7 protein-coding genes are annotated in these 13,384 nt (G+C 41.5%); 4 read left to right on the forward strand and 3 right to left on the reverse strand.

Annotation, left to right across the window (positions count from 1 at the left end):
• Nucleotides 1–135: 135 nt before the first annotated feature.
• Nucleotides 136–3,030, reverse strand: coding sequence for a triple tyrosine motif-containing protein (locus DFQ12_RS05070; RefSeq protein ID WP_120257911.1), 2,895 nt, complete (start codon nucleotides 3,028–3,030; stop codon nucleotides 136–138).
• A gap of 178 nt (nucleotides 3,031–3,208) precedes the next feature.
• Between DFQ12_RS05070 and DFQ12_RS05075 the strand changes: the two genes are divergently transcribed.
• The 4 genes from DFQ12_RS05075 to DFQ12_RS05090 all read left to right on the forward strand — a co-directional run bounded on the left by DFQ12_RS05075 (nucleotide 3,209) and on the right by DFQ12_RS05090 (nucleotide 11,205).
• On the forward strand, nucleotides 3,209–6,262 hold the full coding sequence (locus tag DFQ12_RS05075; RefSeq protein WP_120257912.1) for a SusC/RagA family TonB-linked outer membrane protein: 3,054 nt from the start codon (nucleotides 3,209–3,211) through the stop codon (nucleotides 6,260–6,262).
• Nucleotides 6,263–6,287: 25 nt separating this feature from the next.
• Complete coding sequence (locus DFQ12_RS05080; protein ID WP_120257913.1) at nucleotides 6,288–7,838, forward strand: RagB/SusD family nutrient uptake outer membrane protein; 1,551 nt, start codon at nucleotides 6,288–6,290, stop codon at nucleotides 7,836–7,838.
• The gene (locus DFQ12_RS28365; RefSeq protein WP_244211679.1) at nucleotides 7,839–9,890 is read left to right on the forward strand and encodes a glycoside hydrolase family 16 protein; all 2,052 of its coding nucleotides are present in this window, start codon (nucleotides 7,839–7,841) and stop codon (nucleotides 9,888–9,890) included.
• A gap of 289 nt (nucleotides 9,891–10,179) precedes the next feature.
• Nucleotides 10,180–11,205 carry a threonine aldolase family protein gene (locus DFQ12_RS05090; RefSeq protein WP_120257914.1) on the forward strand — a complete coding sequence of 342 codons (1,026 nt, stop codon included), beginning with the start codon at nucleotides 10,180–10,182 and terminating at the stop codon, nucleotides 11,203–11,205.
• A 100-nt stretch (nucleotides 11,206–11,305) separates the two neighbouring features.
• Here the strand turns inward: DFQ12_RS05090 and DFQ12_RS05095 are convergent, their stop codons facing one another.
• Nucleotides 11,306–12,022 carry an MIP family channel protein gene (locus DFQ12_RS05095; RefSeq protein ID WP_120257915.1) on the reverse strand — a complete coding sequence of 239 codons (717 nt, stop codon included), beginning with the start codon at nucleotides 12,020–12,022 and terminating at the stop codon, nucleotides 11,306–11,308.
• Between the two features lie 156 nt (nucleotides 12,023–12,178).
• Entirely contained in the window at nucleotides 12,179–13,246 is a 1,068-nt protein-coding gene (locus DFQ12_RS05100) for an NAD(P)H-dependent flavin oxidoreductase (protein ID WP_120257916.1), read from the reverse strand.
• Nucleotides 13,247–13,384 lie beyond the last annotated feature (138 nt).

Below are 13,384 nucleotides of genomic sequence, written 5' to 3' on the forward strand. Positions count from 1 at the left end.
TGCAGAACGCCGATAATATACTGACAATAAAAAAGAATCTTTTCATATTTTGATCGTTTGTTGTCCGTAACGAATGCAGCAATTCAACCTTATATAAATTAATTACAGGTGCTTTATTTTACAAGTATAATTTCCTCAAATCGTATTCAGATAGTCATTTAATGACAGCTCCGTTTCGACCTGTAATTTTTTCCGTAATCTATACCGGTGGATTTCAACTCCTCTGACTGTAATATTCTGCAATTGCGCAATTTGTTTGGATGTAAAATGAAGCTTCAAATAAGCACATACTTTAAGATCATTGCGGGATAATCCAGGATGTTTTTCCTTTAACTTATTCAAAAAACCATCATTAAGCTCATCAAAATGGCTGGCAAATTGGTTCCAGTTGGCGCTGTTTTTTTCAATATCTTTTAATAGGTTATTGATGCGCTTTAGATTGGAATCTTCATCGTCACCCGTATCCAGCTTAGCCAATTCATCCCTTACTTTGATCAATGCTCCCGAATTTTCCAGCAGCTGCATACTAGTACTCGCCAATTCTTTTGTTTTGGTGATAACCTCATTTGCCAACTTCTCATTGTTCAACTTCACAATTTCTTTTTCGTTTTTTTCAATTTCCAGCTGATGGATATAACGCAGCTGCTCCAATTGTTTTTCATGTTTTAGCTGCTGTTTGTGCTGTTCAATTTTTCGAAGACGAATCAGACCCAATACACCAAGTGTAGCGAGGAGAAAGTAGCCGATTTTTGCCCATAAGGTTTTATACCAAGGTGGCAAAACGACAAAACTATATTCCGCTACACTGGACTCTTGATTTAGGTTGTTCCGAACCTTAACTAAGAACGTATACTGGCCGTCCTGCAAGTTAGTATACGACTTTTCGGACTGCTGTGTCCAAGAAGACCAATTCTCATCATAACCTGACAATTTATAGCTAAACTCAAGATGTTGATATATGCCATAACTTGGTGAAGAGAAGCTAAATCGGAAAGAATTGAAAACAGCCGGCAATTGCAAGATACTATCCTTTCCGGACGCTCCTTTTAGTTTTGACATATTTGAAAAAAAACCAGCAAAAATAAGACTATCACCCTTCCCTGTTGCGATGACTTGCGAGAGCATAGCGACCGGTTTAAAGCTTTGTTTCAGGTATTTATCATAATTAATGTGAAGCGCTCCTTTTTCTGCGCCTACATAGATATTATTTTGATCGAAACTATAGATATGCTCAAAACCGGAGGTACTCATGCCTTCAATTTCTGGGAAATTAACCAAATGATAGGTTCCCTTTTTGGCGTTAAACTGTCCAAGGCCAACTGTTTTCTTTGTACAAAACCAGATATTGCCATCTTGGTCATCTTTTAGATAGCGGATGGTCAGATCCTTAAAAGCAGCAAACTGGTTGCTTGGCACAAATCGCTTGCTATTATAATCATAATTATAAAGCCCTTTCTCCGTTGCAAATACCACTTGATTTTTTATTCTAAACACATAATTTTGATAATCCGCGGGTAGTCCATTCTTTTGGGTATACAACTCAGCCTGATAAGACTTCTTATCTTTTGAAAGTGTTATGCGGTATATTCCTCTGTAGGGATGTGAAGCCCATATTGTTCCATTTTCATCCTGTTCAAGAAAGCGGAAAGAATCAGATGGTCCATTGAGCAGGCCTTTGGAAGAGAAAACACCGTTATGAAAATGCAATAGCTCCAAGCCCTGATAGGTACCAACTAAACTCTCTTCAATAGGATATACCATATTTAATGGAAGCAATTTCCATGTCCCTATACCCTGTGTTAATGGTTTGATAGAATGATCCGTGATCTGAAACAAACCCTTATTGTGCCCCAGTAACACGTGGCCATTGAGTTGTTCTAAGCGCCAGGCTTCTCCAGCATCACTCCCCTGAAGCAGTGAAAACACGGCCGGTGAACGGCTTTGATCTATTAGATCACTTTTTATATTGGCATAATATACTCCATTGGATGAAGAAAGATAAAGTGTATTATTAAAGATAACAGCGGAATATCCGGTAACATCATTGTCCATATTTGGTCTCAGGTAGCGAATAGCGCTTCCATAACTGATGACCGAAATTACATTATCAGTACCGATCCATATATTCTTTTGCTTATCAACGAAAACGGTGGTGACGTTCTTATTTTGCAAACCTTCCCTGACGCCGATCCGCTGTATTGTATTTCCAGCCATATCACGTATGTGACAACCTTCTTTTGCATTACCCACAACAAATGTTAACTCGTCGATCTGTGCTAAGGATGGGGTATAGCTACCATCGTTATCCTGCTTATTCAATCGCGTCATTTTTCTATCTTTCAGGGCATAATTTTCATTATTTAAAGTAGATAATAATATACGATCCTTACCTAAAGGCATTATGGTAGCAATCTTAACATCTTTAAAGGGTAAGTCTGTGATATAAGGAGTCCATTTATTATCGCGGAATTCTAATAAACCATTCTTCCGGTCCTGTGCATATAATATTCCCCCCGATTGTCCCATAAAATACCATTCCACAGCAGCAGGGTGTACCTGGATCTTTTGCCCTTTTAACTCAAATATAACATCTGTTCCTCGAAAAAAAACTGATTGTCCTACCCCAACAGTATTCCAGATATCCGCAAAGTTCCGATATTTTGGAGGAATTAGCTCTTTCAATGACTTGTAGGTCAATCCTGATTGCGAAGAGCGTTCAAAATAGCCAAAATCACCTTGACCACCAACATATATACGATCATTAACATCAATCCATATGGAGCGAATATTGGTGTGATTGGGCAAGGAGAATGTTTTCCAATATCGTCCGTCAAATGTCAACAACCCTTCGCTATTGCCAAAATACATAATCCCATGACTATCTTGTTTGATATCCCATGTTCGGCTCCCACCTTGATATATCGATTTGCTATAATTATACACCAGTGGTAAGCCAAGCAAATCCTGTCCAACCAGCCGATTTGAAAAAACAGAAAATAGCGTAAAAAATAGGATGACAAAACACTTCATAATAATTCCCTTCAATTGGCTGACGTAAACTTGACGTAGCTCAAATATATTGAATTTTAGCCGAAAAACCCAACATGACGTAGTGTTGTAGTACCTCGAAAATTTATCAATCCCATTTGTAAGACTAATTTTGATATTTGATAATTATAAACAATTCCTAAATTTTAATTCATTACACATGAGAAATAATATCAGTATTATTGCCAGTGTTGCACTGTTCTCTTGCTTGACAAATACGGTCATGGCACAGAACAAAACCATCAGTGGAAGGATCACCAACCAAGCGGGAAATCCTATTGTCGCGAGCATCTTTTTGCAGGGCAATTTCAAGATTGGCACCAGCAGCAACGAGAACGGGGATTTTAGTCTTTCTATTCCGCAAAATTCGACCAATTTGGTGATCTCCTCTTTGGGGTATGAAACACAAACCGTTTCTATAAATGGGAACCTCTTAAATATTCAGCTCCAACCCAAGGGTGATTTCAATCTGGACGAAGTAGTTGTTGTCGGCTATGGTACACAACGAAAGGGAGATCTAACAGCTCCTATTGGAAAGGTAGATATGGGAGAAATGGTCAAACGGACTGTCACCAATCCAATGGATGCCCTACAGGGTGCTGTCACTGGCGTACAGATCGTCAGTTCGGGCGCACCAGGATCAACGCCATCCGTCCGTGTCCGTGGTGTAGGCTCTTTTAATAATGAAAGTCCCCTATATGTTGTGGATGGGATGTTCATGGATAATATTGACTTCCTGAATCCAAATGATATAGCCGACATTTCCATTTTAAAGGATGCTTCTGGAGCAGCAATCTATGGGGTTCGTGCCGCAAATGGTGTCATTCTGGTGACTACAAAAAAAGGAAGCTTAAACATGAAATCAAAAATTACTTATAATGGTTTCGCAGGTTTCCAGACACCAACAAATGTTTTAAAAATGGCCAATGCGCAGCAATATGCGGCCTATGCAACGGCTATTGGTAATGACGCATTTGTAAAGAGTTCTGTACAGAAATTTGGTGGTACCGAAACCAATCCCGCGATGGATACAGATTGGTTCAAAGAACTGTTGCGTTCCAAGGCTCTGATCACAAACCATAACTTGGATATGATGGGTGGAGGTGAAAAAATAACCTATGCGATGGGACTTAATTACGTCAAACAGGATGGGATTATGGATGCCAGCAATATGAACCAAAAATACAATATCCGAATGCAGGTGGATGCTAAAGTAACAGACTGGTTAAAAGCAGGTTTTAGTGCACATTTCAATAACTTCAAAACCTATTCACCTAACAACGCCGCATTCAGACAGGCCTATTTTGCTTCGCCACTCTATCCAGTCTACGACCCTTCACTGGAACTTGCCAAACCTGAAAAATTTGGATCTAGTACTGCGATTGGCATGCAATCCGGATTTTGGTACAATAATCCGATTGCAACGGCATTCTACAATACCAATCAAACCAAAGGTTTTCAGATTTTACCAACAATCTATTTAGAGGCAGAGCTTTGGAAAGATAAGATCACTTTTCGCTCACAGCTTAGCCAGCGGTATCAATCCACCCACAACATAAACTATAATCCTGTTTATTATATTGATAATGACCAACGCAACGACCGCTCTTTTTTACGATCAGCGCAAGCACGTAACACCAATTATATCTTAGATAACCTCTTAACCTATAAAGATCAGGCCGACAAACATCACTGGTCTGTTCTACTAGGCCAGTCTTCGCGTGAAGAACGCTGGCGTGAGACCTGGGTTCAAGCCAATGATGTACCTGCGTCCGAAGAATTTTGGTATGTGGGGGTGGATGCCCAAGGCACTGGTTCAGCTACTGGTTACGGTGAGAGAGGGTCAAGAAATGCAGGTATATCCTATTTCACGAGAGGCACCTATGACTATGACAACAAGTATCTATTGACCGCAACATTCCGTGCTGATGGAAGTTCAAAATATCAGACAAAATGGGGTTATTTCCCCTCGATAGGTTTGGGTTGGGTATTGACCCGCGAAAAGTTTATGGAAAACCAAAAACTCTTCAATCAATTGAAGCTCCGTGGAAGCTGGGGTAAATTGGGGAACGACGGTATTCAACCCAATGCTGGATACGCGACAGTGTATTCGGGCAATAACTATTCGGGAATATTCGGCAGTGAAGGTGCAACAAATGGAACACGTGTACCCGGATATCGTGTCGGCCGATTTTTCACCCAGGTCCGTTGGGAAGTTGTTGAAGAATGGGATGGTGGTCTTGATTTCGCTTTGTTGAACAATCGCTTAACAGGTACAGTAGATTACTATCACCGTACAACAAACGATCTCGCTTTTAGCAGACCTATCCCCTTTTCTTGGGATCGTGTCTACGGCAATTGGGGCAGCGTAACGAACAGTGGCTGGGAGATTGGATTGCAATGGAAAGACAAGGTTGGTGACTTCGGCTATGCGATCGGTGGGAACCTGACCACATTAAAAAACCGAGTAAAGAACCTCGGTGGACTGGAGAATATCATGAATGGTTATCCCGAATGGTCAGCAGAATTTCCAGCGAGGATTGAGCTCAATCAACCCATCAACTTCTATTACGGTTATGAAGTTGCAGGTGTCTACCAAAATCAAGCGCAGATTGATGCAGATCCCATTGCGAAAAGATATAACCAACAAAATCCAAATACACCGATTTTACCGGGGTATCTTCAATACAAAGATCAGAACAACAATGGTGAGCTTGATGAAAAAGACCGCGTCAACCTTGGAAACTATCTTCCAACTATCGCCTACGGATTTAACCTAGCATTTGATTACAAAAAATTTGATTTAAGCATCGCCTTTCAAGGTGTAGCGGGCAACAAAATCCATAATCTTAATCGTGCAATGCGTCGAAAATACAATCAGATGAATGCAGATGCCGCTTTCATCGAAAATCTCTGGACCGGAGAAGGAAGCAGCAACACCCACCCTTCTGCAAAAGGATCTGTAGCCCCATGGAATCTGCAAGCAAGCTCGTTTTTTGTCGAGAGTGGTGCCTATCTACGGATACAGAATATTCAGCTGGGCTATAATTTTGATCTGAATAAAATACCAGTACGTGTTTTTGCAACGGCTGACAGACCTTTTATATTCACGAAGTACAATGGTTTTACGCCAGAAATAACTGGAATGGGATTCGATGCCAACGTATATCCGATTGCTTCGTCTTATAGTCTAGGTGTCAAAGTATCGTTCTAACTGTTAACCTTTTAATTTAAACTGTATGAAAACTTTAAAATATATTCTGATTGCAAGCTGCTTAGGCCTCTCTTTTACCATATCCAGCTGTAGTAAGTTTTTGGACAAACCCTTAGAAAACCAGCAGCGTTCCGAGGAAATCGATTACAGCAATACGGCATTGATGTACGGCCCTGTATCCGGCGTGTACCGTTCGGCTGCAGATGATAATCTGGTTCATTGGATCGACCTTTCCATTCGTTGTATGCGCGATGACGACTACCAACAAGCTGCCCCAAATCCAAATGACAATCCCGAATTAATGGGCATCAAAAATTTTCAAAATGATGTTACAATTCAATCCTATTGGGGACTAAATCAATCTTGGATTAGTTATTACAGTCTCGTTATCGCAGCAAACAATGCCTTGATCGAGTTGGATAATTTTGCAGCGAAAATTCCCACATCCAATACCGCTGACATAAAGCTCAACAAACAATACAAGGCTGAAGTCAAAGTCTTAAGGGCATACGCCCATCTGATGGCATCACGTCTATTTGGCAATGTACCTATTCTAATTGATAGCGATAATATCGGCCGATTAGCTACGATCAATAAAAGCACCGCAGCGGAAGTCCGACAATTTATTATTGATGAAATGAATGCCTGTTCGGAGGATCTTGAAGATGCACGTCCAAACCAGTCTAAACACATTGGTGCTGTGACAAAATACACCGCCCTGCTGTTAAAAGCAAAAGCAGCAGCAGATCTGGCTGGAAATGACAATGGAAGCACGCACTGGAATGAAGTGCTTGATGCCACCAACAAAATTATAGCCAGTGGTCGGTTTTCTTTATATCCTAACTATTACGAGCTTTTTAAAATTCCTGGCAAGCTGGCTAATGAGTCAATCTTTGAACTACAATATTCCGATTTTGGATTAGGCACAGGTGATATCGTTCGACCAGGTGTTGACTGGGGGACTTTCTTCAAATGGCAAGGTCCTTCAGGTGATCAGAAAGGGAGTCCTATTTCCGGTGCCGGATGGGTTCCGCCTTCACAAAATATTGTTGATTTCCTTACCAATAGAGGTGAAACCGAACGTTTAAAAACGACGATCCAATATTGTGGAATCAATGGCAATCCGGCTACAACCGCGACAACACCAAGTGGAGACGTGGTCTATGGTAATCCTTTTGGTGTCAAATATTTCAACGGCAAGGCCTATCTTCCGAAATCCCAGATGACAGCAGGTCGAATGGAGTATGGTGCGAATAATAATGTTCGTATATTACGTTATGCAGATGTACTTTTATTAAATGCGGAAGCAAAGGTCAGAAAGGGACAAAATGGGGACGAACCTTTTCGTCTGATTCGAGAACGCGCAAAACTAACACCAATTGCCAATGTCACCCTAAATCAGATCCTTGACGAACGTCGGGCTGAATTTGCCTGTGAATGGTGGGGCGAACGTTTCAATGACTTGGTTCGTACGGGGCGTGCAAAAGATGTCTTTGGTTCAAAATTCATTCCCGGTGTAAGCGAGTTTCTCCCAATACCTCAGACCCAAATAGATGCAAATCCTAACTTTAGATAAATGAAGACAGCAGGAAGATTAATAACATTATTATTGCTAAACCTTCTCTTCGTTCCTATCGTATGGGGACAGAAAGGGAAAGTCATAAAAACAGCAGTCGCAAAAACCGGTAACGGCTTTACAATCATACGTGATGGAAAACCCTACTTTATCAAGGGAGCGGGCGGAACAAGCAATATGGAACAATTAAAAGCGTATGGAGGCAACTCCATACGTACTTGGAGTCCACAAGGTGCTGATGAAATCCTAAATAAAGCACAGCGGTTGGGGCTTACGGTAACCTTAGGGCTGGATGTGAAAACAGAACGACATGGCTTCGATTATAACGATCAAACAGCAGTTGCCAAACAGAAAGAATACCTTCGCACAGTTATCCTGAAATACAAAGATCATCCAGCCTTATTGGCCTGGGGCATCGGTAATGAGCTCAACCTTCATTACAGCAATCCCAAAGTCTGGGATGCCGTCAATGATATTGCAAAAATGATCCATGAATTAGATCCCAATCACTTGGTAACAACCATGCTTGCGGGTATAAATCAAAAGGAGATTGATTATATCAAGTTAAAGTGTCCTGCTCTGGATCTTATTGCCGTGCAGGTATACGGTGGACTCGCCGCTGTTCCCCAAGAATTAAAAAAAGTGGGCTGGAATAAAGCTTATATCGTCACGGAATGGGGACCTACGGGGCATTGGGAAGGTCTACAGACTCCATGGGGAGCATCCATTGAGGAGAGCAGTAGTCAGAAGGCAGCCGTCTATAGATCCAGGTACGAAGCTTCGATCGGTCAGGACAAAAACTGCCTGGGCTCTTATGTCTTTCTATGGGGACAAAAACAAGAACGCACACCAACCTGGTATGGTTTATTTACCGAAGCGGGAGAAGAAAATGAAGTCGTTGATGTAATGCATTATCTCTGGTCGGGCAAATGGCCTAACAATCGGGCACCGCAGCTGGAATCCTTTTTGTTGGACAACAGGCAGGCAAAAGATTTTATCTATCTTGAATCAGGTAAGAAATATCCGATTGAAGTCTTTGTAAAGGATCCCGATGGGGATAAATTACAGATCCGTTGGGAACTCCTTCATGAGAGTACAGATCTCAAAGAAGGTGGTGACCGTGAGGAACGACCTCAAGCGCTATCCGGTCATATCAAAAGTAATTCCGATACCAAGGGATCTATCACCGCTCCCATCAAAGCAGGCGCCTATCGCCTATTTGTTTATGCAAGCGATGGGAATAATAATGTCGCGACAGCAAATATTCCATTTTATGTGAATTCAGATTCGGCTAAAACAGGAGACATCACCTATCATTTTTCTCCTTCACCGACCTGGTCTGATGAATTTAACTATTCGGGTCTACCGGATAAAAACAAATGGTCCTACGATGTCGGTTCTTTAGACGATGGCTGGGGTAACAACGAACTGCAATATTATATGGACGCATCATTAGCAAATTCCAAAGTAGAAGATGGCCTCTTAAAGATTACGGCGAAAAAAGAAAATAAAGGTGACAAATCCTATACTTCAGCTCGATTGGTCAGCAAGAATAAAGGCGATTTTACTTATGGAAGATTTGAGGCCCGTGCCAAACTACCTAAAGGTCGTGGCACCTGGCCTGCTATCTGGATGCTTCCGACCGATTGGAAATATGGAGGATGGCCCAACTCAGGTGAAATAGATATTCTCGAACATGTTGGCTACGATCAGGATGTCGTTCATATTTCGACGCATACCAAAGCTTACAATCATGGCATAAATACGCAAAAAACAAGTAAAAGACAGGTTGCAGGAGTTTCCGATGAGTTTCACAACTATCGGGTTGACTGGACTCCCTCCTACATCAAAGGTTTTGTGGATGACCATGAAATCTTTCATGTTGACAATGAGCACAAGAGTTTTAAAGAATGGCCCTTTGACCAAAACTTCCATTGGCTCATCAATTTGGCAGTGGGAGGCAACTGGGGAGGCAAGGAAGGCGTCGATGACAGCATATTCCCTGTGACATTTGAAGTTGACTATGTACGTGTCTATGATTTACTAAATTAAAAGTTCATTCGATATTCCCGTTTTAAAACAAAACCGCTTGTCATAATCGCTTGACAAGCGGTTTTACTTTTTAGGATTGCTTCATTGCAGATTTAGCAAAATACGAAGTAATCAGTGATCTCGAACATGTTTTTTTGTTCAAAAGCTGGAAAAAGTAAGAACGTATTTATACTTTTGAAAACGCAAGCGGCGATTGACTTTTCTCTGTTCATCGTTTTGGTATGAAAGATTGGAAAAACTGCAATAGCCATTGCTTAATTAGAAAAACACCTGAGCTAAAACACTTACTATGTACAACTTTAAAAACGACTATTCGGAAGGGGCTCACCCCCGTATTTTAGATAAACTTATTGAAACCAATCTCGTGCAGCAATCCGGATATGGAGAGGATGAATATGCACAACAGGCAAAAGCAATTTTAAAAGAAAGATTAAACAACCCAGATGCGGGCATCTATTTCGTCTCTGGAGGAACGCAGACGAATTTACTGGTTATATCGTTCTTATTGCGTGTCCATGAGGCTGTAATAAGTGCAAAAACGGGACATATTGCAGCAAATGAAACGGGTGCAATCGAAGCTACCGGGCACAAAGTTATCACAACCGAAACGGCCGATGGGAAATTAAGGCCTGAAGATATTGCTAATGTTCTGGAGGCTTATGCGTTAGCTCCCCATGTCGTAAAGCCACGCATAGTCTATATCTCCAATTCAACAGAAATTGGCACAATTTACACGCGTGATGAACTCAAGGCACTCTTTCAATTCTGTCAATCCCATCATTTGTTACTGTATCTCGATGGTGCCCGGTTGGGACATGCACTTACTGCTGAAAATAGTGATTTGACACTCGCTGCCATCAGCGAATATACCGATGTCTTTTATATTGGTGGCACCAAAAATGGAGCTCTTCTGGGAGAAGCCATTATCTTTAATAAACCTGAATTGGCTATAGATTTTGACTATGCAATCAAACAAAAAGGTGCTATGTTGGCCAAAGGGCGTATTCTTTCAATCCAGTTTCTAGAACTATTTAAAGATGATCTCTATTTCGATCTGGCTCAGCAGGCAAATGCCCTGGCCATGCGTATTGCGTCAGCAGTTCGTGAAAAAGGCTATACTTTTTTAACTGAATCCACCACAAATCAGCTATTTCCTATTCTTCCAAAGAAGGTCATTGAACGATTGAGCCAGCATTACCAGTTCTATAACTGGAAAAATATCGACGATGAGCATACCGCGATTCGACTCATCACCTCTTGGGCAACTGATGAGGAAAAGGTTGAAGCTTTTATTCGGGATTTGCAGGAAGCCTAAAAGAAAAGACGATTATTTGCTGAGCGATAACTACTCTATATAAGCAAAAAAGCGCGCAAGGAAATTAGAATCCTTGCGCGCTTCTTTTTATACCAAAAAATTAATCTTTAGGTTCCAGTGCTCTCCACACACCAGCTGCGACAGCTGCACCAACTAATGGTGCCACGATAAATAACCATAATTGCGATAATGCATTGCCTCCAGCAAGGATCGCCGGACCGAATGAACGCGCAGGGTTAACCGAAGTACCTGTCACCGGGATCGCCACCAAGTGGATCAAAAGCAATGTAAATCCGATAGCTAAGCCTGCCATAGTACCATTACCTACCTTTGAGGTTGTAGCCAATATGACGAAAAGAAAGAGAAAAGTTAAAACTGCTTCGATTAGAAAGGCTGAAGTTTGACCATACTCGTTTTGATAACCTTTTCCCCATCCATTGGATCCATAAGCCCACTCTCCTGCCGAAAAGCCGGCTAATTGCCCACTCAAAATCTGTTGCAATACAAAGGCACCCAAAAGTGCACCGATAAACTGCGCAATGATATAGACAATCGCGTCCTTAGCGGACATTTTTCCGGCCAGTAGTACGCCTACTGTTACCGCTGGGTTAATATGACAGCCCGAAATCCCTCCAATGGCGTAGGCAAAAACCACTACCGAAAGACCAAACGCTACCGCAATACCCAAGAGGCCTAGCCCTGAAAGTCCCCCCATGGTATTGGCTCCAGCAATTGCAGCCGCACCACAACCAAACAGTACCAAACCAAATGTTCCAATTAGTTCGGCAACAAACTTTGAAGATGTTTTAATTTCCATATGAATCTGTTTATAACTTAGTTAACTCTAATTTAATCATTTTTTATATAAAACAAGAACAACGAATAAATTATTGTAGAACAATATCTACACCCTTCGTAAATCAAAGCATCCCTATATTTCTAGTTATATTGGATATTACTTGGTTATTTCGGTTCAATCTGTCAGCGCTTCAACTTCCCGGATCAGTGCCTTAAGGATATCCCCTGTCGAACCATCCCGATAGGGATGAATGGATTGCCCTAGCCAGATACCGACAAAATCTATATTTTTATTCGCTTTGGCAGCCGTTCTCAACGCATTCGTCAACTTATTTTGATAGGGATAAGGTAAAATATAATCGGTACCATCCAAGGTCTCAATAAAAGTGTTCTTTATCGCCCTAGTGAACCGTCCCGAAAAACTCCTGGTCAATACAATATCTGATTCCTTCACCCTACTTAGACGTTGTTTTTCAAAATCCAACAACGCACTTTCCTCGGATTTAAGCAATAAACTTCCGACCTGAAAACCAGCCGCTCCCAATTGTCTCGCCGCAAGCAAAGTATTGGCATTGTATATCCCGCCTGCATAGATCAAGGGTTTATTCACCTGATCATGTACTTGCGACAACAATGCCAGTCCGCCAATCTGGGGAATAGCGATATCATTGAAGCTTCCGCGATGGCCACCAGCCTCTAGCCCCTGTACACAAATAATATCAACACCTGATTTTTTCAATATCAAGGCCTCCTCAACGGATGTACAGGTACCGATCAGGACAATCTTATTTTCCTTTAAAAGACCTATGCTCCCATCGTCTAGATTCCCAAAAATAAAACTGACGATTTTACACTGGCTTGCGATAATAGCAGCTACTTGTTCTCGATAATCCGTCAAATGAATTTCCTCAAACTTCGGCAGCACGACCGCTAGTCCATGTTGACGAGCTAATGCTGTTACAAAGGAACTCACCTTATCATAGTGGGATCTCAGACTTTCTGACAGCTCAGGCATGCTATTGACAAAAATGTTGACTGCAAAAGGCTCTGTCGTCAGCTTTTTCGTTACAGCAATGGCATCCATACATTTTTCGTAGGATAAATCTCCAAGGGCCAATGTGCCTAAAGCGCCAATTCCTGAAGCTGCTGCGACCATTTCGGGGGTTGTAACACCAAACATAGGCGCCTGTACGATCGGATATTTTGTGCCTAATAGCTGTGTAATTTGAGTTGACCAGTTCATGATAAAGTGATTTTTATCACCAAAAGTTAAATCGGGTAACTTGATTGTGATTTTAAACTAATTTACCGCTTTTATTGGGCATTTTGCAAGCATCAACCGTATTTATTCGACAAACTTTAAACCGGATAAAAAATTAAT

Origin of the sequence: Sphingobacterium detergens (assembly GCF_003610355.1) — a bacterium.
In the GTDB taxonomy this organism is placed as follows: Bacteria; Bacteroidota; Bacteroidia; order Sphingobacteriales; family Sphingobacteriaceae; genus Sphingobacterium; species Sphingobacterium detergens.